Here is a 24,956-nt window from a genome sequence, read left to right as displayed (position 1 = left end):
TTTCATGTATTAAATTATAATAGATTAATTGTAATCTGTCTACCAAAATTCTTAAAATTGCTTCCGGAAACAGGTCCCTGTAAAAAAATACCAGCATATCATATCCTTTTTACAGAAACCGGCGTCCCCCTTACAGAAGCTGTCGCTTCTGTAAGCAGGTCCTCGTAAAGTATCATTCCCAGGCAACGTCCCCCTTACAGAAGCTGTCGCTTCTGTAAGCAGGTCCTCGTAAAAAATCACTCCCAGGCGGCGTCCCCCTTACAGAAGCTATCGCTTCTGTAAGCAGGTCCTCGTAAAAAATCACTCGCGAGCGGTGATTTTTTACTCGTCCCAGTTATGATATACTGCCTGTACATCATCGTCTTCTTCCAGAAGGTCCAGGGTTTTCTGAAGATTCTTAATGGCTGTCTCGTCTGTCAGCTCCACCCAGGTCTGGGGTATCATGGTAACTTCTGCGGAGGCCATGGCAATTCCCGCCTCTTCCAGTTTCTGACGTACCTCACTGAAAACATCCGGATCAGTGATAACTTCAAAACTGTCTTCCTCTTCGGAAAAATCTTCTGCTCCCGCATCCAGGGCTGTCATCATCAGATCATCGGCGTCCATGTCACACTCTTCCTTATCTATGATAATCTGTCCCTTTTTGTCAAACATGTAAGATACGCATCCCGGCGTTCCCACGTTTCCGTATCCTTTGGTAAATGCGCTTCTTACATTGGCAGCAGTACGGTTTTTATTATCAGTCAGAGCATCTACGATAATAGCCGTTCCGTTGGGTCCGTACCCTTCGTAAGATACAAATTCATAATTGACAGACCCGGCATCCCCGGCCGCCTTTTTAATACCTCGGTCAATGGTATCATTGGGCATGTTATTTGCCTTGGCTTTCGCAATCACATCCCGGAGTCTGCTGTTATTGGCCGGATCAGGTCCGCCTTCTTTTACCGCAACTGCAAGTTCCCTTCCGATAATTGTAAAAATCTTTCCTTTTGCCGCATCATTTTTCTCTTTTTTGTGCTTGATATTGGCAAATTTAGAATGTCCTGACATATGGTTTCCTCTTTTCTGTTTCTTTTTCTGCTGTTTCCTGCTGTCAGTGTATCACTGCCCGCTCCGGGTACAGCAACGTCACTCTGGGGCATAACTGCCTGACATCCGCATACCTGCTGAAAATCCTGTCTGTTTCAGCAAAATACACACGTTCACTTTATATTTTGCTATTTTACCACGTTCCCGCCGTTCTGGCAAGATTCTGCTGACTGCTTTTCTTCCGCCTCCGGACATTTTGTGACTTTCACCGTGTGAATAATCTTGTCCCTTACGGAAAATACCTGAAAACGCCATCCCTGGCTGTCCAGTTCAAACTGTTCATTTTCTCCCGGTATTTTTCCAATCAGTGAAATCAGAAATCCGTTCAGCGTCTCATATTCCGCTCCTTCCAGCGTTATCTCCAGAATTGCACATACCTCGTCAAAGGGGGCCATACCATTCATCAGAAAGCTGCCGTCTGGCTGGCTGACAATCATGGTTTCCTCTTCGTCATATTCGTCAAAAATATTTCCCACAATTTCTTCCAGAATATCCTCCATAGCCACAATTCCGGCTGTCTGTCCGTATTCATCCACCACGATTACCATGTGATTTTTTCTGGACTGCATCCCCTTAAACAAATCGTTGATATTTCTCGTCTCCGGAATGAAAACCGCTTCCCGCACCAGGCCTGGAATATCTTCCACCGCCCAGTCCAGACGTTCTCCCTTCCGGCTCTCTATCATAACATCCTTCATATGTATGATACCGATAATATTATCAATATCCTCCCGATATACCGGAAATCTGGAATTGCTTCCCTCCAGAATAAATTCCAGCACATCCTTAAGCTGCATTCTTCCCTCAATGGCGGCCACATGCTTCCGATGGGTCATAATATCCCTGGCTTCCTTATCGTCAAAAGCAAAAATATTGTGAATCATCTCTGCTTCGCTGGCCTGCAGTACCCCCTGCTCATGCCCTTCTTTTACCATGGAAATAATTTCTTCCTCCGTCACATCATCAAAGCTGGCATTGGGGTCCATGCCTGCAAGCCTTACCACCAGATTGGACAGCTTTTCTGCCGGATACATATATACTTTCAGGATATCTGTAATTCCATGAATGATGCCTGCCAGGGCAAACAGCCATCGTTCCGGTCGTCTGGCAGCAATTTTCTGTGGAGCGATAATTCCCATCACCGCAAAAAGGAAAATTCCGGCCACCGCCGCCAGTCCAAAACACAGAACCCTGAGCACCGGCTCTGTTCCCTGTTTCAGAAAGCTGTGAATCAGAATATTTCCCAGAAGGCGAATCTGATAAATTCCAAACACACCGCTGACAAAAGTTACCATGATCTGTATGGTATGTCTGGTCTTATACGGCGAATCCATTACCTTCAGCAGCCAGACAGCCTGTTTACTGCCTTCCTCCGCCCGTTTTGCCACCCGGCTCTCCGAAATTTCCTCCAGAGCCGTCAGAAATCCGTACAGACCTCCGTTTACTGCCACCAACAAAAAAAATACTATCAGTCCTATGACCGGACTCCCGCCATCGTCCATTCCTTTCTACTCCTTTTGCATTTGTATTCTCAAACACTTGAAATATACCATTTTAAGGTATATTAGTCAAGATTTATGTATACAATTCCAAACTGATTTCAAGTGCTCTGTCTACTTTTTTCAAAATATCGCTGTCCAGCCGGCAGACTCTGTCCTTCAGACGCTGTTTGTCAATTGTGCGGAGCTGTTCTAACAGCACCACGGAATCTTTCATCAGATCATATTTTCCTGCTTCCAGCTCCACATGGGTGGGAAGTTTTGCCTTGTTCATCTTAGAGGTAATTGCCGCACAGATTACCGTGGGACTGTGCCGGTTTCCCACATCATTCTGGATAATCAGGACCGGACGGATTCCTCCCTGCTCAGACCCTACCACCGGACGCAGATCCGCATAATAAATATCTCCTCTATGAATAATCACTTTTCTCACACTCCAAAACTTTATAGGTTATTTCCACTGCCGAAACATCCGGCTGTGATTTCATTTCCTATTCTTCCCAATTTTTTCGTGTGTATACAGTTTATTCCAAAAGTATTCTATTCTCCGAAACAGTCTCTGGTCTCGGTAATTTTCCCTTCTTTCCGGTATACTCTGGGAATGCGTCTGCCCAGATCACAGGCAAATTCATAATTGAACCGGCCGGACAAATCCCCGATTTCCTCCATGGTAATGCTCTCTTCTCCGTCAGTACCCACCAGAGTTACCACATCTCCTTCCTGTACCTGCGGAATCCCGGTTACATCCACCATAAACTGATCCATACAGATACGTCCGCAGATGGGAGCCTTCCTGCCGCGAATCAGAACATACCCCCGGTTAGAAAGGCTTCTGGGATATCCGTCCCCATACCCTACCGGAACAGTGGCTATTTTCTGACTGCCCTTCGTCTTATAGGTTGCTCCGTAACTGATGGTTCTGCCTTCCTCCAGCTCTTTCAGAAACACAATCCTGCTCTTTAAAGACAGAACCGGCTGCAGATCCAGATGTTTTTTCTCCACTTCATCGGAAGGCCACATACCGTACAGGCTGATTCCTGCCCGGACCAGGTTCATATTGGCCTGCGGCAGATCAATAATAGCCGCACTGTTAGAACAGTGATGAACCGGAACCGATACCTTCCGCTCAGCCAGCATTTCCGTCATTTTCCGAAACTGATTCATCTGTTCCTGTGCCATGGTCTTGTCTCTGGCGTCCGATGTGGCAAAATGTGTAAATACCCCTTCTGCTATCATATGCGGCATACCTGCAATCTGTGCTATTTCATCTGCCGCTTCCGCTGTGACCTGAAATCCAAGGCGGCTCAGTCCTGTGTCAATTTTTATGTGAAAGGTAATATCTTTTCCAGTCTTTGCTGCAAATGCAAAAAGCTCCCGCGCCTGTTTCAGAGAGTAAACCGCAGGGCGGATATTCAAATCCGCCAGGGACTGATACTGCTCCGGAAACACTGCTCCCAGCACCAGTATGGGCTTTTTCAGGCTGTGCCTGCGCAGAATTTCCCCTTCTTCCACCGTTGCAACAGCATATCCCCAGATTACCTCCAGTTCTTCCAGCTCTTTTCCGATGGGAACCGCTCCGTGGCCGTATCCATCTGTTTTGATGACTGCCATAATCCTGGTGTCCGGCCCGATTATTTTCTGCATGCCGGCCACATTATGGAGCACTGCATCCAGATTAACGTCTGCATGGACCCTGCTGTATGATTTCATATTTTTACCTTCTTTCATTCTGTCTGTATTCCGGAACCTTTTCTGCCTGCTGCTCTGAATCGTATTCCCGGAGTACAGCGGCTGTTCCTTCTATAATATCCTGCGCCATCATGGCCCTGGCTCCTGTTTCTGATACCTGCCTGTCCGCCGCCGCTCCATGGAGATACACCCCCAGGGCCGCAGCTTTCTGTGGTGACATTCCCTGGGCAATCAGTCCTGCCAGAATACCCGTAAGTACATCACCGGAACCTGCTGTGGCCATACCGTTATTTCCGCTGGTATTAATCCATGCTGTCCCGTCAGGCAGTGCAGTTACAGTTCCTGCATCTTTCAGCACACATATTACATTATATTCTCTGGCGAAATCACGCGCAACCTGTAAAATCTGTTTCTGAATATCTGAAATGCTTTTTCCCGTCAGCCTGGCCATTTCGCCCGGATGGGGTGTTACTATAATCGGAACTTTCGCCGTTTTCAGCCATTCCGGATGCTCTGCTGTCACATTCAGCCCGTCGGCATCCAGAATCACCGGAGCCTCTGCATACTTTAAGACCAGCCTGACCAGCTTTCTGGCTGTTTTTCCGGTGCCAAGCCCCGGCCCTGCCACAATCACAGAAGGCCAGTGCAGCGCCTCCGGCAAAAGCTCCGGCAGAAATTTTGTGCCCTCAAAGGTAGTGAGAATGGCTTCCGGCAGAAGCTGCTGCAAAATTATCCGGTTGGATTCTTCCGTAAACACCCGCACAAGGCCTGCGCCTGTCACATAAGCGGCCTTTGCACTCAGAAAAGCCGCCCCGGCCATATTTTTATGGCCTGCCACCGTCAGTACCTTTCCATAAGTCCCCTTATTGGAATCAGGCCTGCGCCTGGGAAGCCTGCTTAAATCTTTCTTTTCCATACAATACAGGGAAGGTTTTTCTTCCAGAAAACTCTGTTTCCCGATGCCGATATCTTTCACCAGAACGGTTCCGGCACAGGCGGCGCCCGGATACAGCAAAAGTCCCGGTTTGGCAAAGGCAAAGGTAATGGTTTTGTCTGCCCGAAAAGCTGTCCCCATCACTGCGCCGGTATCTGCATGCACACCGGAGGGAATATCCACAGCAATTTTCAGCCCCTTTAATCCGTTCATTTCCGTGATGTATTCCCTGTAAATCCCCTCCGGATTTCTGCTGAGCCCAATGCCAAACAGCGCGTCCACAATCACGTCAAAATCCCGTTTCGGCAGTTCATGGCCGACTGCAATTCCAAAAGCATCCAGAATTTCCAGCTGGGCTGCGGTTTCCTGGGACGGACGCCCTTCCTCCGGCATTACTGCTGCAACATCATACCCTTTCTGCCAGAGCATACGCACAATGGCCAGCCCGTCCCCGCCATTATTGCCGTATCCGCAGACCACCAGAACAGAAACCTGCTCTTTCCCTGGAAAACAGGATATAATTTCTTCCGTGGTTTCCAGTGCCGCCCGCTCCATCAGTACCAGCGACGGAATTTTGAAATGTTCCATGGTGTTTTTGTCACACTGTTTCATCTGTTTTCCATCAACCAGAATTTTCATACCTTTCCTCCTGTAATGCTGCCCGTTTTACGGGCCTGCCAAATCGCAAAACAAATTTTCCCCGTTGATAAAAAGACACCCCTGGCCGGCTCTGCCAGGACTGTCTTCTATTTCTTCGCTTTTTTATATTCATCTCCATACTTCAAATCAAAGGCCCCGATTACCTGGCCTCCGAATACATCATGGAGATAAGTATAGATTTCCCGGTTCTTATCTTCAATGATGTCCTTGCGTATGATCTTTTTCTTCAGTTCCACACGGGTTCTCACAATCCAGTCAGCAAGTTCTTCCCGTTCCGCCTCGTTGCTGCTCATAATACCGTAACAGTATTCCATGGTCTCAATCATAAGCTGCTCGTTGTCCGTCTGCATCAGGTCCTGCAAATCCTCCAGTTCCTGCCGGCAGGCCTCCATGCGCTGATTGATTTCCGTAATCAGCCTTCTGTTCTCCTGCAGCCTTGGGGTTTCCTGCCCCTCTTCCCCGATTTCATCCATATTTGCCACAATATTTTTCATCAGTTTGTTTTTCAGCGCTTTTAAATCCTTCTTTTCCTGATTCAAATGACCCTGCCTCGACAGATGGCCGCTGACTTTCTGTTCCAGTCTGGCAATTTTTGCAGGTTTTCCGTCTTCTGAAAACAGCTGATGCCATTTCTGATCCAGTACCAGCGGAGGAAGATTTTTCTCCTGTACGATCACGTCAAATCCATGGTCCGTTTTTTTTCTTTTCCCCATTCTATCACTTCTTATCTTTTGGTTTTCGTTGTTTGGCAATGTTGTAAGATAACTGCATCAGACTGTCAGAAAGATGCACATTCTCCACTACCACATGTTCCGGCAGTTCCAGATCCAGATGCGCGAAATTCCAGATGGCGTTGATTCCAAGGCGCACCAGCATATTTGCCACCTGGTCGGCTTTTTCCTTGGGCAGGGTAAGGGCGGCAATATCCACCTGGTTTTCCTTAAGAAATTCCTCCAGTTCTTCCATCATCCGCACTTTAATCCCTCTGACGGAAATCCCTTTCAGGGCGGGATTCACATCAAACAGGCCGATAATCACAAAGCCTCTTTTTTCAAACCTGATATAATTGGCAAGCGCCTGGCCCAGATTTCCGGCCCCCACCACAATGATATTATGCTGATGGTTGATTCCCAGAATTTTGCCGATTTCATCATAGAGGTATTTTACATTATAGCCATATCCCTGCTGGCCAAAGCCGCCGAAATTATTCAGATCCTGTCGAATCTGGGAAGCAGTGACACGCATTCTCGTACTAAGTTCATTGGAGGAAATCCGCTCCACCCCATCGTCCAGAAGTTCTCCCAGATATCGGTAATACCTGGGCATTCTGCGGACAACCGCCTGTGATATTTCTTTTTCCATTTATTTTCCTCCTGCTCTGCGCCGGCTTCTCTCCTGTTTTATTATAATAAATGGGATAACAGATGTCAATGTGTGAAAATTTTAACGCACCTGTGCCTGCCGCCTCAGTACGAACCACGGAGCGATTCTTTCTGCCTCCGCCTTACATCAGAGCCTCCCACTGTTCATATAAGTGTTCCAGCTCTTTCTGTTTTTCCTGATATTCCTGATGGAGTTCCTGCAGTCTGGCCGAATTGGTAGCAATTTCGCTGTCCGAAAAAGCCTCTTCCAGCTCCTGAATCCGCTGTTCCGTCTCTTCAATCTGTTCCTCTGTGCGTTTTCTGTCATTTTCCAGCTTCCGCTGCCTGGCCTGTTCTTCTTTCATCTGTTTCCAGTCTGCTTTGCTGCTGCTTACAGGCTCCGCTTTCTGCTGTGCTTCCTTTTCCGGTGCATAAATCCTGGTCAGCTCCCTGCATTTTTCCAGATAATAGTCGTAATTGCCGATGTAATTTACCAGGGTTTCCCCCGTCAGGTCCAGAATTCTGGTTGCTGTTTTATTAATAAAATATCGGTCATGAGACACAAAAAGTACAGTCCCGGTATAATGGTTTAACGCCTGCTCCAGGATTTCTTTTGAAGTAATATCCAGATGGTTGGTGGGCTCGTCCAGTATCAGAAAATTAGCCTCCGAAAGCATCAGCTTCGCCAGAGATACCCGTCCCCGCTCTCCGCCGCTCAGTTCCGAAATCCGCTTAAACACCTCATCCCCGGTAAAAAGAAAGGCTGCCAGTACGTTCCGGATTTCCGTGTTGGTCAAGTCCGGATAAGCATCTGAGATTTCCTCCACCAGTGTTTTTTCCGGATGAAGTACCTGATGTTCCTGGTCGTAATACCCGATATGCACGTTGGTTCCCAGCTTCACTGTGCCCTGGTCCGCCTCCACCATCTCGTTGATGATTTTCAGGATTGTGGTTTTTCCCGTTCCGTTATCGCCAATCAGGGCCACCCGTTCGCCTCGTTTCAATTCAAAAAACAAATCCTTAAAAAGTCTCTGTCCGGGATAGGATTTGGCAAGGTGTTCCACGGAAAGAACATCATTTCCGCTAACTGTCCTGGGCTCCAGATTCAGATGGATATCTGTGTTTTCTTCCACAGGCTTCTCCAGCCGCTCTATTTTATCCAGCATTTTTTCCCGGCTCTCCGCCCGCCGGATGGATTTCTCCCGGTTGAAAGATTTCAGTTTTGCAATGACTTCCTCCTGATGCCTGATTTCCCGCTGCTGATTGTAATACTGTTTCAGCTGAGCTTCCCGCACCTGAGCTTTTTTTACGGCATAATCGCTGTAATTACCGGAAAAGACCGATACCTGGCTGCGGTCCAGTTCCACCACTTTGCGCACCACCCTGTCCAGAAAATAGCGGTCATGGCTTACAATAACCACCGCTCCTCTGTAATTCAAAAGAAAGGTTTCCAGCCAGGTAATAGAACCGATATCCAGATGGTTGGTGGGCTCATCCAGCAGAATCACATCCGGCCTTGTCACCAGCAGTTTTCCCAGACACACTCTGGTGCGCTGGCCGCCGGACAGAGTCTGCATATGTTTCCCGAATTCCTCTTCCGTAAATCCCAGCCCTTTCAGCACGCCGGTAATTTCACTTTTATAGGAAGCTCCGCCTCTCTGTTCAAATTCCAGATTCCGGCGGTTATAAGTATCCATCAGCTTTTCCAGTTCTTCTCCCTGCAGGCTGCTCATACTTTGCTCCATTTCAATCAGTTCCTGCTGCATGGCAGTCAGATCGTCTCTGGCAGAAAGAACCTCCTCATAAACAGTACGGTTTCCGGCAATATCCGGGTTCTGGGGCAGATAGCCGATGGTCCTGTTTTTTGCAAGTATCACTTCTCCCTGGTCCGCCTCCAGTTCTCCCATAATGATACGAAGCAGGGTGGTCTTTCCTGCTCCGTTAATGCCTACAATTGCCGCCTTCTCATTTTCTTCTATATGAAAGGACGCATGTTGTATGATTTCATCGGTGCCAAAGGCTTTGCTGATATTCTGGCAGGCTAAAATCATCGTTCTCTCTCCTTTACAGCAACCCCTCCAGCGTCTCCCGGATTGCTTTGATAAATCCCTCGCTGTTTAATACTGTGGGATGTTCCAGTGTTGTAATCAGAGCCAGGTCTTTCGTCATTTTTCCAGATTCAATGGTGGAAAGGCAGGCCTGTTCCAGCTTGTCCGCAAATGCGGAAAGTTCCGGCAGGCTGTCCAGTTCTCCACGTTTGCGAAGAGCGCCTGTCCATGCAAAAATCGTAGCCACTGAGTTGGTGGAGGTTTCTTCTCCCTTTAAATGTTTATAGTAATGACGCTGCACCGTACCATGGGCCGCCTCATACTCATAGTAGCCTTCCGGAGATACCAGTACGGAAGTCATCATGGCAAGGGAACCGAAAGCAGAGCTTACCATATCGCTCATAACGTCTCCGTCATAATTTTTGCATGCCCAGATAAAACCGCCTTCCGCTTTCATGATACGCGCCACAGCATCGTCAATCAGGGTATAGAAATACTCTATGCCTGCTGCCTTGAATTTTTCATCGTATTCCTTATCGTAGATATCCTGGAAAATATCTTTAAAGGTATGGTCATACTTCTTGGAAATAGTGTCTTTTGTGGCAAACCACAAATCCTGTTTCGTATCCAGTGCAAAATTAAAGCAGCTTCTTGCAAAGCTCTCAATGGACTCGTTCAGGTTATGCTGTCCCTGTACAATACCAGCTCCGGCAAACTCATGGATTAATTCTCTGGTTTCCCTTCCATCTTCCCCGGTGTATACCAGCTCGCACTTTCCAGGCCCCGGAATTTTCATTTCACTGGCTTTGTACACATCCCCGTAGGCATGACGGGCAATGGTGATTGGTTTTTTCCAGTTCCTTACACAGGGCTCAATGCCCTTAACTGTAATGGGAGCCCGAAATACCGTTCCGTCCAGAATGGCACGGATAGTTCCGTTGGGACTCTTCCACATCTGCTTTAGGTTATATTCCGTCATACGGGCCGCGTTTGGAGTAATTGTGGCACATTTCACTGCCACACCGTATTTTTTTGTGGCGCTGGCAGAATCAAAGGTCACCTGGTCGTCCGTCTCATTCCGGTGTTCCAGACCCAGATCATAATATTCTGTCTTTAAATCCACAAAAGGGCAAATCAGTTCATCTTTAATCATTTTCCAGAGAATACGGGTCATTTCGTCTCCGTCCATCTCTACCAGAGGTGTTGTCATATTAATTTTTTCCATAGTGGTTCCTCCTGTCTTTGTCCTGCTGCAGCCTGAAATGCTGCTTCCGGCCATATATAAAATCTTTGATAATTGTACACATTTATGGGTTTTTCTGTCAAGGAAAATTTTCTCTCCGTCAACTGGCAGTCTTATGTCAGAAACCACTTCCAGAGTCTTCCTTTTTCCTCCAGAACCTTCTGCACCAGATTCCCATACAGTTTTTCCACTTCCTGAAATTCCACATCCGTAATTCCCTGTCGGGAAAATGCTGATTTCTGAAGCAGGAACATCCCCCGGCGCCAGCCCATGCCCGGCAGCTTCTCTTCCAGAAATGCAGCGTATTCCAGTTCTCCCGGCAGCTTCTGTTCCAGTCCCAGACTTTTCAGCATAGGTTTCATGGCCTTTCCCATGGCAAGTGCCCCCTGGGCGCGGTCTTCCTGAAAGAAAGCTGCCTGTCGTTTCCTGCGTCTGCTCTTTTTCAGACACCACAGCAGAAAAAACAGAGTTCCTCCTCCCGCCAGAGAAGCTGAGGCAGCCATTGCAGTCCTTCCCTTTTCTGCATCTGTCAGACCTGATTTTTCCGGTATTTTGGTATTTTTGGCAGTATCCTCAGGTTTTGGATTCTGTCTTTGATTCTGAGGTTCTTCCTGCTGCTGATTTTTGGCAGGCTGCTCTTTTGGAATATCCATCTCCTTTTTCCGTTCTTCTTCCTGCTTTTTAACAGATTCCTCCTGCCGGTCCAGCTGCTGCAGCGTCTCTTTCATATCTTCTTCTGATCTCACCTCTGCCAGCAGATCCGTATAGGCAGGCGGCGTCATTTCCACGGGAAGAAACCCCAGTCCCTTCTGAAAAATTTCTGTCCAGGCATGGCCCCGCCGGTCTGTCACTCTGGCGGTCCAGGTGCCGTCTTTATTCTTTTGAAAATCCTCCGGAAACACAATATATCCGCTCACATACCGGGCCGGAATGCCGCACATCCGAAGCAGCAGCGTTCCGGCTGTGGCGTAATGCACACAGTATCCCTTTTTCTGTTCCAGCAGAAAATATTCTGCGAAATCCTTTCCTTCCGGCACAGGCTCCAGATCCCAGCTGTAATAAGTATCCTTCCACATCCGGTTTTGTACCTGCCAGGCCGCCCTCATCAGCCCTCCTGAAAAATCTTCCTGGGAAAGGGACGCTCCGTAATCATCAGATTCCGGATAAAGAACGCGAAAAGATTCTCTGTCAAAACCATCCGCCAGAGCTCTCAGCCGTTTCAGCCCCTGTTCCGGAAGACGGGTATAAGTCTTCTGTACATAGGACTGATACTGTTCCCAGATTTCCCCTGATGGATTTTTCTCCTGGAAAGCCGCCGCCCCATCCCGCTGCCAGCTTGTCAAAGTCAGAAAACTCTCCCACTGAAGTTCCTTCTGTTTCCTGGGAGCCAGAGAACCATCTCCTTCCACATACCGTTCCCCTGAAATTCTGGTATAATAGGGAATCAGCATATAACTCTCTGCCGGCTCTTTCAATTTTATGGTCACGTTCTGAGATTTCAGCCCTGTCTCCTCCGACATTTTTTTTAACTGTTCACAGGAAAAATTCTGAACTGCCTCCTGGCAGTCCTGCACCGGCTTTCCAAAACTCCCCGCCCAGTCAGAGAATTCCTGCCGGGATACCTTTTCCCAGCTTTTTCCGCTGTAATCTCCCCCGATAAATCCCCGGATATAAGCGGGCTGTTCCGGGACCCTGTCCACTGTTATATGAAAGATCTCTGCCCCGGTCTGCCTGGGTTCTTCGTTATCCAGGGTGTATTCCGGCTGCTCCTGGTTCCTGAAAAAAAACTCCCCGGCTCCCAGTTGCCTGACCCTCTCCAGCATCTGATTTTCCAGTCGAAGCTGACGTTCCAGCCAGGATTTATGATATCTGGCTAAAATCTGGTCTCCTTTACCGCTGACGGAAAATGCAGCGGCAATTCCAATGAGCACTCCCATGCCTGCAGCCATTGGCATTGTACCTTTTTTCCCTGGCTCTGGCTGTAAAGCCAGAAATCCTGCCAGTATCAGCACCATGCCTTCCTGAGAAGGAGATTTTCCTGCCAGAAATCCCACTGCCCCCGTCAGCACGGGAAGACACAGAACTGACAGGTTCCGGCTCCATTTTTTTCCGGCACAGGATACCAGCAGCACTTCCAAAAATCCCAGGAAAATACACAGCAACAGAAACGCCTGCTCTGCTCCGCTGCTTTTTCCTTCCACATACCACAGCAGAAAATCCGTTCTCTGATATAGATTAATCAGCTCCAGAAAACGATTGGCCAGTTCTTTTACCCCTTCCGCCAACGCGAAACCCTCACGGATAACCACAAAGCCAAAAAGAAGGAAAAACACCAGACTGAGAAAAATTTTCTGTTTTTTTCCCAGATATAAAATTTCCAGGCAGAGAGAAAGGCCTCCAGCCGTCAGCACCAGAACCATCGGCGTTACCTCTGCAGCCAGAAGTTTCTTCCCCCACAGAAACGCTCCAGACAGCACAAAAAACAGACAGATTGCCGTATAAATCCCACGGACTGCCGGTATCTTCTCACGTTTGTTTTCTGTCAAAACCTTTGCCATTTCTTCTGCCTTTCCTGCATGACATCCATACAGCCGGCTTTTGAGGCCGACCTGAAACAGTGCTGTCATACTCTGCCCTGTTACACTATCAGTTCCAGCTCCAGCAGCTGCCTTTTCACCTGTTCCGGTATGATCTGAATCAGAAATCTGTCATTCACATATAATTCCAGCTCCTGCTTCCACAATATCACTGATGCAAAGGATTCTCCCCGAAACTCCTGTTCGTATTCCTGTAAAAACAGACAGCGTCCTGTTTCATGCTGCAGGATTTCATTCCAGAATTCCGTTAAGTCCTCCTGCTCCCGGATGGCTCTGCGCCGCAGTCTGCCGGTTTCTTTTTCATACCACACCAGAAAATGAAAGCACTCCTGATTCACCATTTCCTGAGAAAGGGTGTGCAGCACCTCCCAGCAGGCAATTCCTGTTTTTCTGTCCATTTTCCCCGTATCCACATCCAGAAAAACCACCACATTACAACCCATGGGCATACTTGTTTCCGCCACAATCAATTCTTCATTTTTGGCTGACAGCTTCCAGTGAATCTGGTTCATCCGGTCGCCTCTGCGGTATTCCCGCAGTTTCAGAACTTCTGCGGGATCATCTCCTCCGGTTCGGGGATGATACCAGGAACTGTCTGACTGAAATAATCTGGTGCGGATTCCCACTTTGAGATTTGTCTCATAACAGGAAGGAAACACCATAAACTGCAGCGTTTCCTTCCATTCTTTTTTCAGACGGAACAGCCCCAGGCAGTCATAGCAGAAACATTTCCTGCACTCTGCCTGCCACAGACCGAACTCCGGGCTCTGAAATATTCCCGTCAGTTCTGCTTTTTGTCCTGGGCAGACATCACCGGCAAGCCTGATCTTATGCTTCTTCCCATTCCCTTTATTTTTCAGTAAGATTTTCATACGGATATCCGGCAGATAAAAAGGACTTTTATTTTCAAGGCAAAATCGGATGCGGTAATCTCCTGTCCCAGGCAAGAGAGAGACAGTAATTCTGCCCTCCAGATGCCTCCGCACAGACCACAGCATACATAAGAAAAAAGGCGGCAGCAGCATTGCCGCCCCGGCCAGTGTCAGAAGTCCTCTGCTGTTATAAAGAATTGCCGCGTAAACCATACCTGCCCCCACAGGTACATACAGAAAAAAGTTTCTCATTGTATCACCTTATTTCACTGCTTTCGGCGGAGAGATTTCTTTCAGTATTTCCCCTAAAATCTGTTCTTCATCCATATGGGCCGCTCTTGCCTTTGCATTCAGAATAATTCTGTGAACGCAGACACAGGGAAACACATCTTTCACGTCCTCCGGCACCGCATAATCTCTCTGTCTTAAAAATGCAAGGGATTTGGCCATCTGCAGAATATGAATGGCGCCTCTTGGGCTAATACCCAGATCTATCATGGCATGGGTACGGGTACGGTGTACCAGTTCCCCCACATAGCGGTAAATTTCCTCCTGAACAAATACTTCATCTGCTTTTTTGCGCATCCGAAGCAGTTCTTCTCCGGAAATCACCGCCTGTACTTCTTCTTTTAACTGTCTGCCTTTCAGAATTCTGATTTCATCTTCCATATCAGGATATCCAGGCCGAAGGCAGATCATAAAACGGTCAAGCTGAGCTTCCGGCAGCATCCAGGTTCCGGCGCTTCCAAAGGGATTCTGGGTGGCTATCACAATAAACGGACTGGGAACCTCCCGGCTGACCCCGTCTACCGTAACTTTCTGTTCCTCCATCACCTCCAGAAGGGCAGACTGGGTCTTTGGAGACGTCCGGTTGATTTCATCCGCTAGAAGCAGGTTGCACATAACGCTGCCCGGCTGATAGACAAATTTCCCCGTCTCCTTCTGATAAATGGAAAATCCCACCAGATCCGAGGGCAGCACATCGGGTGTAAACTGTACCCGGTTCTGCTTAAGGGACATGGATTTTGACAGAGCCATGGCAAGGGTGGTTTTCCCTACTCCCGGAATGTCGTTCAACAGAATATGGCCCCCTGCCAGAACAGCCGTCACCGTTTTTACAATACAGTCGTCTTTTCCGATAATCGCTTTCTTTATTTCATGAATCACTTCAAATGCAGGAATCTGCTCCGTATAAGTCTCTCTTTCCATCTTTCCGCCCTTTCTTCCCGCAGGAAAAATCATACCTGGCCATCAGCGGCTTTTCATCCGTTTGATGACTTTGAGCCTGGTAAATTCTTCCCTCTCTTTTTCCTCCAGAGCGCTCTGGATACTTTTGGAAAGCATTTCATATTTGGGAATAGTAATATTCTGCAGTGCATTGGCCCGTTTCTGGGTTTTCTTGATGTTGTAGGCAAGACGGTAGGCGGCAGTCTCGATCTGGGCCAGACGTATGGTAAGCTCCTTCACTTTCTGGAATTGCTCACAGGCTTCATCCAGAGACATCTTCGTACCGTAAAACGGATAGGTGGGTTTCATCTCCTGTTTCTCGTATTCCACTTTGGGAATCTCTGCTCCCATAACGCTCCGGCGCTTAATGGAAATGGAATTTTCCACCGGTACGCTCTGGCTTAAGGCCTCCACCTCATGGATTCCCATCTGAATATTTGCTTTCTGCAGAGCCTGATAGGCACTGGTAAAGGTCACGTCAATTTCCCGCTGAATATCCGTGGCCTGTTCAATCAGATCCATCAGCTCGCGAATCAGGATATTCCGTTTCTTATCCATCAGTTCATAGCCCTGACGGGACAGGGCCAGAGAATTTTTGGCAAGTATTAAATTACCTTTGGTTGGAAATGTATTCGGATCCATTCAGGTCACCTCACCAGTGTTTTTCTAATATTTTCGTATCAATACGATCCAATTCTTCTTTGGGCAGAATGTGCAGCAGGCGCCAGCCGATATCCAGTGTTTCTTCAATGGTACGGTTCTCGCTGTCTCCCTGAGCCACAAACTCCTGTTCAAATTTCACGCCGAACTGAAGGTATTTCTTATCTGTTTCTGAAAGCTCATCCTCTCCGATTACGCTTGCCAGATCTCTTGCCTCTCCCACGCGGGCATAGGAAGAAAAAAGCTGGTTTGCCACATCCTGATGGTCTTCCCTGGTATATTCCGCACCAATTCCATCCTTCATCAGACGTGACAGGGAAGGCAGTACATTGATGGGGGGATAGACGTTTTTCTGGTGAAGGGATCGCTCCAGCACAATCTGTCCCTCAGTAATATATCCGGTCAGATCCGGAATCGGGTGGGTGATGTCGTCGTTTGGCATGGTGAGAATGGGAATCTGCGTTACGCTTCCCTTCCGGCCCTGCACAATCCCGGCCCGTTCATAAAGAGTGGCCAGTTCACTGTAGAGGTACCCAGGATAGCCTTTCCTGCTGGGGATTTCTCCTTTGGAAGCGGATACCTCCCGCATGGCCTCCGCATAGGAAGTCATATCTGTGAGAATCACCAGAATATGCATATCCTTCTCAAAGGCCAGATATTCCGCTGCTGTCAGTGCCACCTTCGGCGTAATCAGACGTTCTGCCACCGGGTCATTAGACAGATTCAGAAACATGGTCACATGAGAACTTACGCCGCTGTCCTCAAACTTCCGGCGGAAAAATTCTGCCACATCGTATTTCACTCCCATGGCGGCAAACACAATACCGAATTCTTCGTCCGATCCTTCTCCCAGAGAAGCCTGCTCCACAATCTGTGCCGCAAGCTGGTCATGGGGCAGTCCGTTTCCTGAGAAAATAGGGAGTTTCTGTCCCCGGATTAACGTAGTCAGACAGTCAATAGCGGAAACTCCGGTCTGGATATAATTTCTGGGATATTCTCTGACACAGGGATTTAAGGGCAGTCCGTTTACATCCAGTGTCACTTCCGGATTGATTTTTCCAAGACCGTCAATGGGCTCTCCCAGCCCGTTAAAGGTACGTCCCAGAATGTCCAGAGACAGACCGATTTCCATGGGATGTCCGCTTAATCTGGTGTGGGTGTTTTTCAGAGACATTTCATCCGTATTGTCAAATACCTGGATAACTGCCTTGTCTTCGTCCACCGCAATAATTCTTCCCTTTTTCCGGCGGCCGCCTTCCACCACAAATTCCACCATCTCTTCGTAAAACGCATCGCGTACCCCTTCCAGTGCAATCAGGGGGCCGTTGATTTCACTTAATCCTAAATATTCAATTGACATATCCACCCTCCTATGCATTGGTTTCCAGCAGGCGACGGTAGAATCTGTCAATCATCTGCCGGTATTCTTCGAATTTATATAAATCCTTATTTGCCACATCATATTTCACGGCAATAATTTTTTCAAAAATCCGGTCCTCCCGAAGCAGCGCCATGGGCATTCCCATTTCAATCAGTTCTCTGCACTTTTCATAGAGGTACAGAATAACTTTCATCATCTGGAGCTGTTTTTCCAGCGGTACAAAAGTATCTTCCGCATGAAAGGCATTCTGCTGCAGAAATCCCAGACGTATCACCCTTGCAATCTCCAGAATCAGCTTCTGATCGTCGGGCAGCACGTCGCTTCCAATCAGTTTTACAATCTCATTCAGCCGGCTTTCCGTGGTGAGGATATTCAGCATTTCATTCCGACAGGGAATGTAGTCTGCCCCCACGTTGGTCACATACCAGTCCTCCAGGTCATTGAGATACTCCGTATAGCTGGTGAGCCAGTTAATGGCAGGATAATGTCTCGCATAAGCCAGAGATTTGTCCAACGCCAGAAAACAGCGGACAAACCGTTTGGTATTCTGGGTGACAGGTTCGGAAAAATCCCCGCCCTGGGGAGAAACCGCACCGATAATCGTTACGCTTCCGTCAGTTCCATTCAGGTTTTCCACATATCCCGCCCGCTCATAGAATGCAGACAGCCTGGAAGCCAGATAAGCCGGAAATCCTTCTTCTGCCGGCATTTCTTCCAGTCGTCCGGAAAGCTCGCGCAGAGCCTCCGCCCACCGGGAGGTGGAATCTGCCATAATAGCCACATGATACCCCATATCACGGTAATATTCTGCCAGAGTCAGTCCGGTGTAGATACTTGCCTCACGGGCCGCCACCGGCATATTGGAGGTATTGGCAATCAGCGTGGTCCGGTCCATCAGAAGATTTCCTGTTTTCGGATCCACCAGATGAGAAAATTCCTCCAGCACGTTGGTCATCTCGTTTCCCCGCTCCCCGCAGCCAATGTAGATAATAATATCTGCATCCGACCACTTGGCAAGCTGATGCTGGGTCATGGTTTTGCCTGTTCCGAATCCCCCCGGAATGGCCGCAGTTCCCCCCTTTGCTATGGGAAACAGCGTGTCCAGAATACGCTGCCCCGTCACCAGAAGCCTGTCCGCAGGATAACGTTTCTGAACAGGCCTTGGAATACGGATGGGCCACTGCTGGGTCATGGTAAGCTCTTTCTCTTCTCCGTCCTGGCGACGGATAACCACCAGTGTTTCTTCTATGGTGTAAGTTCCGTTTTCCACAGTCCTTACCACTGTGCCTTCCAGATCCGGCGGCACCATCACCTTATGCACAATGGCCGGCGTTTCCGGCACTTCGGCAATGACCGTTCCTCCGATAACCACGTCTCCCGGTTTTACAGTGATTTTCGTCTCCCATTTTTTCTCCCGGTCCAGTAAATCCACACTGACGCCTCTGGGGATATAGGCACCGGCCTGCTGTCCGATTAATTGCAGGGGACGTTCTATTCCATCAAAAATATTGGTGATAATGCCTGGTGCAAGGGTAACGCACAGGGCCCTTCCGGCCCCTTCCACCAGTTCTCCGGGCCGCAGTCCCGTAGTTTCTTCAAATACCTGAATGGTAGTCTGCTCTTTGGTCAGTCCAATCACTTCTCCTACCAGACGGTGTTCTCCCACATAGACCATCTCTGACATTTTAAATCCCAGGTTGCCTTTTATGGTAATAATCGGCCCGTTGATTCCATATATTTTACCTGTTATATTCATAGATAAGTCTCCTCCTGCTCTAATTTCGTCACAAAGGATTCATCAATCAGAATATTTCTGGAACGAATGACCGCACGGATTCCTCCGCCGAAATCCAGCGTGCTGACAGTCAGCTGCGCCCCTGTCTGCTTTTCCAGTTCTTCCTTCTTGTCTGCATCGGAGGGATTGATATAGATAATGACCTCTTCCGTACCGGCCACTTTTTTTGCCATTCTGATCTTAGCTGTCAGATAATTCTGATAGTCTTCTGTCTGCTGATACTCTGTCAGCAGTTCCTGTACCCGCTCCATCAGCTTTTTCTTCCACTCCTGCCTGCAGTTATCCAGAAGCCTTTTCTGGCGTATGGATTCCTCCGATACTTTTTTCCTTACCTGCCTGCGAATTTTGATTTCTTCTATCTGGAATCTGTGTTCCATCTCTGCCTGTCTGCTTTTCCGGTATTCCTCCAGTTCTTTCTCACAGGATTCCCGGTATTCCTGAATCATGGCCTCGCTTTCACTGTTTGCCACGTTGATGGTAAACTTCTGAAACACCTCCAGCTTTTCCTTTATCTGCATTCCTCTGCCTCCTGCCTAAAGTTTCAGCCCAATGGCCTCACTGACATAATCTGTAATGAAATTTTCATTCCGTCCGGTTCCATGACGGTCCGGAATTTCAATCAGAAGCGGCAGCCGCCGGTTCAGCTTCACGTCGTCGATCAGATCCGGAAATTCCCTGCCGAACTTTTCTGTCAGCAGTACAATTCCGATTTCTTTATCCTGAAATACCGCATCCAGCGCATCTTTCAGTTCCTGGCGCTCGTGCACCACAACGCCTTCCACACCGGCCAGCCGCATACCCGTCCAGGTATCCTTATTGTCACTGATCAAATACATTTTCATGGCCTGTCTCCTGTTTATCCAAGAATGGAAAAAGAAATCAGCAGACCGTAGAGAGCAATGGATTCTGCCAGCGCCACAAAAATCAGCGCTTTACCCATAATACCGGAGTCCTCGCTCAAAGCACCCAGAGCCGCGCTTGCCGCACTTGCCACCGCAATACCCGCACCGATACAGGAAAGGCCTGTGGACAATGCCGCTGCCAGATAGCGCCATCCTTCCACATTTGCCGCTGCCTGCGCAGCCTCTCCGGCAGCCTGTACATTCCCGTTAAACAAAAGCACATCTGCCACCAGAACCGTGCCAAAGAAAAAGAAAATGTTGCTGGCCAGAGCCGCTTTAAAACCTCCCTCTTTCCGTTTGCTGAGTAAAAATCCGCCTACGGGAATAATCATGCTGCAAAGTAAAATCACCACTAATATAATTTTTGTTATCATTATCATTTCCTCCTACTGTTCTCTTTTTTTGAATGAAACAAAGGGTTTTCCATTTCCTGTATAAAAACGGCTGAACATCTCGTAATATTCCAGACGAAGCACCTGAATTCCCACAACCAGTCCTTCCAGACAGGCCACCAGGATATTGCCCAGTACAATAATAATCCAGTTGGGATTTCCCTTTTCCAGACCGGCAAGGGTCATAACCACACCCATCATGCCTGCATGGCTCAGGGCAAAAGCGCCCACGCGCACAAAGGAAATGGTGTTGGTGGCATAACTCAGTACCACGTCAAATCCTTCCACCAGCGCTTCCACAAAAAACATTACCTTGCTGCCCTCCGGGAAAATCCGGCTCTTTTTCTCCACCAGATGGCTCAGAGGCTCTTTCATCAGAATGGCAATCAGCGGAATTCCCACTGCCGCTCCAATCAGGATGGTGGCCGGAAGGCCGTTTCCCGTTGCAAACAACAGTACACAGATTACCACAAACCCATAGCAGATTAATCCGGCCAGACCGCTCTGGTTAAACAAAAGCCTTCCGTATTCCCTGGCACGGACTGCATTAATCATATTCAGAACCATGGCAATCAGAATTAATCCGGCGCCGAATCCGATGGCCAGCATCAGAGTGGTCATAATATTATCCATGGGCTTCATCCAGAGTGCAGGTATGGTTTCCTCAAATCCAAAGAAACTTCCATACAGAAATCCGAAGATTACAGACCAGACTCCTGCCACTGCCACAATACCTGCAAGGCGCATATTTTTAAATTTATAGAGAAGTATTCCTGCCACGACCAGACAGGCTCCCTGTCCCACATCTCCGAACATAACGCCAAACATAAAGGTATAGGTCAGGGCAATAAACAGGGTGGGGTCCATTTCATTGTAGCCGGGAAGCCCGTACATTTCCACAAACATCTCAAAAGGTTTCAGAATTCCAGGATTTTTCAGCCTGGTGGGCGGTTTGCTGCCAGGATCATCTCCCGGTTCTTCCTCCACACAGTTGATTTTCTCATCCATGGCAATTTCACGCTGAAGTTTCTCCGCATCCCCTTTTGACATCCAGCCATAAAGTATGTAGCGTTCCTCTCCTCCGCCCCCTGAGCCGGTACATGCCGCAAATTTACGAATTTCAAAATTCCTGCAATAGCAGTCCAGGCATTCACAGGCTGCCAGCAGTTCCTGTTCTCTGGCTTTTACCAGTTCCACTGCCTGCATCTGAAGGCTTTCCAGCTCCTGTTCCCGTTCTCTCAGGTGTTTTTCCGCCTGTTCAAAGGCATGCAGCGGGGTATCCTCCAGATCTTCCGGAACCTGAAAATCTTCAAACTGGAAAGAAGCATAGACTGCTTCAATTTCCTCCAGATGGGTATGGGGTACAAAATAAACTCCCCACACGTATTCACTGTCATTATTGCATTCATAAAACAGGGTATAGGGATTGTGAAATACATACTGCTCCAGCTTGTGATAATTATCCACCTTAATCCGACCAAACCGGAAATCAATAAAGTGGAAATCCCGCAGCTTGCAGAGTTCAAAATCCAGGCCGATAAAAGGAGCGGTCTGGGCCATCCATTCTCTGAGCTGACGTATTTTTCCGTTCAGCTCCTCCCTGCTGCGGACCACCTCTTCTAACTGCCCGTATACTTCAAGGACAATTTCCTCCGCCTGTTTTGGAGTCACCTCCAGATCCGTTCTCCTGGAAACTTCCAGATACTGTTTCAGTTCTTCCCCTTTTCGGTCTGTCTCTTTGTAGAGATTCGTTTCCACAAAGGGACGTACATTTTTCAGGTTATTCAGACTTGTCATTGCATTTTCAAAGTGAATGTCGTACTTATCAAGATACAGCTTCACCACCCGGTCAATATCATTTCTTGGCCCGGTAATATGCAACAACTTCATTTTCTCAATCAAAGCGTCTCCTCCGTTCCTTATGTTTTATGTTACCGTACGCTGCCTGATGGCTAAGCGCCCGTACCAGGTAAAATCAGCTGACGTATATCCCGCGCCGGAACCTGATAGCGTATCCCCTCCAGCGCAGTGGTCAGGTGTTCAATTTCCTGTTCCTTTTCGTAAAAATAACAGAATACCGGAGCCATGGAGGCGGGATATTTCCGACAGATTCTCTGATACATTTTCTCCATCACCTGATGAAAGGAAACCTCATCCTGCATCCTAACCAGCGCATCTTTTCCTTTAAAATATACCGTATCTGCCAGTATCCGGCAGAATTCCTCTCCCTGCTCTGCCTCCAGCAGCTTCTTCCACTCTCTTTTCTTCAGCTTATACTGTACCGGTATCAGCATTTGTTCCAGCTCTTCCGGTCTCTGATGGAAAAACTGTTTGCCCCGGTACATCCACATGATATTCAGCCAGTCAATCTGAGTTCCGAACACTTCCCGGAGAACTTTTTTCATCTGGCTGCCGGAAAATTTATCAATCTGTTTCCAGGCGTTTACAAAATAGGATATTTCCACATTCGGAACAGAATCTCCGTACTGGAGCTGAGCCTGATAGAGTTCCAGCGCTTTTCGCTGCTGGCTGTTTCCAAACAGGTACAGCTTCCGGTAATCTTCCAGAATGGAATTATGGATCAGCTCTTCTACCTGTCCACGGTGCCTGATTTCTTCCCGTCCTCCATATATCCTGCCGTAGCTTTCCTGTTCTCTGAGAAATGCTATGGTTTCCTCCACCGTCAGAAATTCCGTAATCCGTTCAAAATCTTCTCTTTTTAACAGCCGGCTGCGCATTGCCCTGGTTTTCGTAATCAGCCCGCTGTACTGCAGCAATTCTCCCGCCATGGCTACACCTCTGTTATTTTCTCTACGATTTCCTGTGCAAACCGGTCCAGGTTTTTCTCATAATTTTCATTCAGGCGGGTAATTTCTTCCTGATTTCCGGCCGCAAGCTGCTTTGCCTCCTGGGCACTCTGTTCCTCCAGCTGAGACCTGAGAATGGCAAGCCGCCCCTCCAGTTCCTTTTCCATCTCCATGGCAGAATCTTCCATTTTCTTTCGATTCTCTTCCTGCAGTTCCTGCCGGCGCACAGCTGCTTTCTCCATCATTTTTCCCGCCTGTTCTTCTATCTCGTAGAGGCCCATAATAATCTCATTCACTTAGTCCATCCTCCCTCCGGAAATACAGTTTCAGCGCGAACTGCTGATCCCTGCTGCCTCTGACCATATCGGTGGCCAGAGCCTTTGCTATTTCTTCTATGACTTCCCTGACTGCCTGCCGTGTTTTTACGTCCGGAATCCGGTACATTTCCCCTTTTCCGGAAAACTGACAGAACATGCGCAGCACATAATCTGACTTTTCTGTCTCTATGAGCATAATGGCCCGATACGAGATAAGTAACTGCTGACAGAGATATCCTCCCAGAAACATGCCGTAGGCAATCTGAGGCATAAGTTCTCTGGGCACCGGACGTTCTGTTTTATTCTGTATCTGAAATACACAGCCCTCTCTGGGAAGGTGAAACAGTTTCTGCAGATGTTCCGTATAAAACTGGTATCCATGCTCCTCATACATATAATAACGCATGAATTCCTGCAGCAGTTCTTCGCAGGCAGCCGCCGCATAACCGCTTGCCGCCGCGTCCATTCCTTTCATTTCTGAATTCAGATTTCCCTTGATAACTCCCACAGCCACATTATAGATTCCTGTATGCTTCCATTTCTTTTCTTCCAGCCTTTGGGAAAGTTCCCGGATAATTCCGTTCAGCCGCTGCAGCTCATCTTCCATTTTCTTCCGCTGACTTTCTTCTTTCTCCAGCGCTTCATGATACTTCAATGCTTCCTTTATGGGATTCACAATATCTTCTGCCAGAAAAAAGGGCTTTAAAATCAGCTTAAACAACCTGGCATGATTGAAAATCTCCAGTGTCCGGGTTACATCCTTTATCTGGGTCATGGCAATCCTGACCGTTAAAGGCGAAAGCATCTCCACCATGTCAAACACTTCTTTTCCCGACATGACAGGCATATCCAGTTCACTGATTAATACTGCCACCGGATAACTTCTCACATATTCCATAGCCTGTTCCGGCATCTGAAAAAATTTGCATTCAAACTGACCCTGAACAGAATTCAGCATCCGTTTGTAGCCTTCCATACTTTTGCTGTCGTAATCTAAAATCACCACTGTCTTCATAACTATTCTCCCTTCAGGGGAATTCAGATTGCTTCCCTTCTTTATTCTGTTACCCTTTTCGCTTTACCTTAGATTATAACACGCTCCGGGCCATTTTACAAAATTTTTTTCAAAACAATGCGAAACACATACAAGCTGCCCACATATGATACATTGTAATCAAAATATTGGAGGATTTGAACATGAGTGATTTAGCTGCAACAAACTGTGGATGTGGATGCGAAGGAAATAACAACGGAGGATGTTCCTCTATTATCTGGTTAATTATCCTGCTTTGCTGCTGCGGCGGCGGATGTGGTAACGGATTCTTCGGCGGAAACGACGGATGCGGATGCGGCGGTAACAGCTGTCTGTGGATTATCCTTCTGCTTTTCTGCTGCGGCGGTAACAGCAATGGATTCGGCGGCGGCTTCTGCTGCTAATTAAAAAAGAATGCGCATAGCGCATTCTCCGCCTGCGGCGGATCGC

General features: G+C 48.0%; 23 protein-coding genes. 1 reads left to right on the top strand and 22 read right to left on the bottom strand.

The genetic code is table 11. From position 1 onward, the window contains the following. Positions 1-321 precede the first annotated feature (321 nt). The 22 genes from C805_RS14020 to C805_RS13915 all read right to left on the bottom strand — a co-directional run bounded on the left by C805_RS14020 (position 322) and on the right by C805_RS13915 (position 24,488). The gene (locus C805_RS14020; protein ID WP_016214519.1) at positions 322-1,050 is read right to left on the bottom strand and encodes a YebC/PmpR family DNA-binding transcriptional regulator; all 729 of its coding nucleotides are present in this window, start codon (positions 1,048-1,050) and stop codon (positions 322-324) included. Between the two features lie 167 nt (positions 1,051-1,217). After that, complete coding sequence (locus C805_RS14015) at positions 1,218-2,591, bottom strand: hemolysin family protein (protein ID WP_016214518.1); 1,374 nt, start codon at positions 2,589-2,591, stop codon at positions 1,218-1,220. 73 nt (positions 2,592-2,664) lie between these two features. Then, positions 2,665-3,012: a type II toxin-antitoxin system PemK/MazF family toxin gene (locus C805_RS14010; protein ID WP_016214517.1), complete on the bottom strand. Its 348-nt coding sequence runs from the start codon at positions 3,010-3,012 to the stop codon at positions 2,665-2,667. 116 nt (positions 3,013-3,128) lie between these two features. Continuing rightward, a complete protein-coding gene (gene alr / locus C805_RS14005; protein WP_016214516.1) occupies positions 3,129-4,298 on the bottom strand; it encodes an alanine racemase in 1,170 nt (389 codons plus the stop codon). A 4-nt stretch (positions 4,299-4,302) separates the two neighbouring features. After that, positions 4,303-5,850, bottom strand: a complete 1,548-nt coding sequence (locus C805_RS14000; RefSeq protein ID WP_016214515.1) for a bifunctional ADP-dependent NAD(P)H-hydrate dehydratase/NAD(P)H-hydrate epimerase — start codon at positions 5,848-5,850, stop codon at positions 4,303-4,305. A gap of 107 nt (positions 5,851-5,957) precedes the next feature. Further along, positions 5,958-6,584 (bottom strand): hypothetical protein, encoded by a 627-nt coding sequence (locus tag C805_RS13995; RefSeq protein WP_016214514.1) that lies wholly within the window; start codon positions 6,582-6,584, stop codon positions 5,958-5,960. 4 nt (positions 6,585-6,588) lie between these two features. Continuing rightward, a complete protein-coding gene (locus tag C805_RS13990) occupies positions 6,589-7,233 on the bottom strand; it encodes a redox-sensing transcriptional repressor Rex (RefSeq protein ID WP_016214513.1) in 645 nt (214 codons plus the stop codon). Between the two features lie 142 nt (positions 7,234-7,375). Continuing rightward, the gene (abc-f, locus tag C805_RS13985; protein WP_016214512.1) at positions 7,376-9,283 is read right to left on the bottom strand and encodes a ribosomal protection-like ABC-F family protein; all 1,908 of its coding nucleotides are present in this window, start codon (positions 9,281-9,283) and stop codon (positions 7,376-7,378) included. A 13-nt stretch (positions 9,284-9,296) separates the two neighbouring features. Then, positions 9,297-10,505 carry an NADP-dependent isocitrate dehydrogenase gene (locus tag C805_RS13980; protein ID WP_016214511.1) on the bottom strand — a complete coding sequence of 403 codons (1,209 nt, stop codon included), beginning with the start codon at positions 10,503-10,505 and terminating at the stop codon, positions 9,297-9,299. 131 nt (positions 10,506-10,636) lie between these two features. After that, positions 10,637-13,150 carry a transglutaminase-like domain-containing protein gene (locus tag C805_RS13975; protein ID WP_016214510.1) on the bottom strand — a complete coding sequence of 838 codons (2,514 nt, stop codon included), beginning with the start codon at positions 13,148-13,150 and terminating at the stop codon, positions 10,637-10,639. 11 nt (positions 13,151-13,161) lie between these two features. After that, positions 13,162-14,244, bottom strand: coding sequence for a DUF58 domain-containing protein (locus C805_RS13970; RefSeq protein WP_016214509.1), 1,083 nt, complete (start codon positions 14,242-14,244; stop codon positions 13,162-13,164). Between the two features lie 9 nt (positions 14,245-14,253). Then, complete coding sequence (locus C805_RS13965) at positions 14,254-15,201, bottom strand: AAA family ATPase (RefSeq protein ID WP_016214508.1); 948 nt, start codon at positions 15,199-15,201, stop codon at positions 14,254-14,256. A 42-nt stretch (positions 15,202-15,243) separates the two neighbouring features. Next, positions 15,244-15,861: a V-type ATP synthase subunit D gene (locus C805_RS13960; RefSeq protein WP_016214507.1), complete on the bottom strand. Its 618-nt coding sequence runs from the start codon at positions 15,859-15,861 to the stop codon at positions 15,244-15,246. Between the two features lie 10 nt (positions 15,862-15,871). Further along, positions 15,872-17,239, bottom strand: a complete 1,368-nt coding sequence (locus C805_RS13955; protein WP_016214506.1) for a V-type ATP synthase subunit B — start codon at positions 17,237-17,239, stop codon at positions 15,872-15,874. A 10-nt stretch (positions 17,240-17,249) separates the two neighbouring features. Beyond that, positions 17,250-19,016, bottom strand: a complete 1,767-nt coding sequence (locus tag C805_RS13950) for a V-type ATP synthase subunit A (protein WP_016214505.1) — start codon at positions 19,014-19,016, stop codon at positions 17,250-17,252. Continuing rightward, positions 19,013-19,573 carry a V-type ATP synthase subunit E gene (locus C805_RS13945; RefSeq protein ID WP_016214504.1) on the bottom strand — a complete coding sequence of 187 codons (561 nt, stop codon included), beginning with the start codon at positions 19,571-19,573 and terminating at the stop codon, positions 19,013-19,015. Before C805_RS13945 ends, C805_RS13950 begins: the two co-directional genes overlap by 4 nt. Positions 19,574-19,588: 15 nt before the next feature. Beyond that, the gene (locus C805_RS13940; protein ID WP_016214503.1) at positions 19,589-19,897 is read right to left on the bottom strand and encodes a V-type ATP synthase subunit F; all 309 of its coding nucleotides are present in this window, start codon (positions 19,895-19,897) and stop codon (positions 19,589-19,591) included. A 14-nt stretch (positions 19,898-19,911) separates the two neighbouring features. After that, positions 19,912-20,331 (bottom strand): ATP synthase subunit C, encoded by a 420-nt coding sequence (locus C805_RS13935; protein WP_016214502.1) that lies wholly within the window; start codon positions 20,329-20,331, stop codon positions 19,912-19,914. Positions 20,332-20,343: 12 nt separating this feature from the next. Then, a complete protein-coding gene (locus C805_RS13930) occupies positions 20,344-22,251 on the bottom strand; it encodes a V-type ATP synthase subunit I (RefSeq protein ID WP_016214501.1) in 1,908 nt (635 codons plus the stop codon). Between the two features lie 50 nt (positions 22,252-22,301). After that, a complete protein-coding gene (locus tag C805_RS13925) occupies positions 22,302-23,138 on the bottom strand; it encodes a V-type ATPase subunit (RefSeq protein WP_016214500.1) in 837 nt (278 codons plus the stop codon). Positions 23,139-23,140: 2 nt separating this feature from the next. Then, entirely contained in the window at positions 23,141-23,452 is a 312-nt protein-coding gene (locus C805_RS13920; protein WP_016214499.1) for a hypothetical protein, read from the bottom strand. Next, complete coding sequence (locus tag C805_RS13915; protein ID WP_016214498.1) at positions 23,445-24,488, bottom strand: response regulator; 1,044 nt, start codon at positions 24,486-24,488, stop codon at positions 23,445-23,447. Before C805_RS13915 ends, C805_RS13920 begins: the two co-directional genes overlap by 8 nt. Positions 24,489-24,670: 182 nt before the next feature. Here C805_RS13915 and C805_RS13910 point away from each other — a divergent pair, with 182 nt between their 5' ends. Then, positions 24,671-24,910: a hypothetical protein gene (locus tag C805_RS13910; RefSeq protein WP_016214497.1), complete on the top strand. Its 240-nt coding sequence runs from the start codon at positions 24,671-24,673 to the stop codon at positions 24,908-24,910. Positions 24,911-24,956: the final 46 nt, after the last annotated feature.

The sequence above is a fragment of the Eubacterium sp. 14-2 genome (assembly GCF_000403845.2).
Classification (GTDB): Bacteria; Bacillota; Clostridia; order Lachnospirales; family Lachnospiraceae; genus Petralouisia.
Note: the sequence above shows the minus strand (reverse complement) of the source record. Positions and strands in the feature narration are given on the sequence as shown.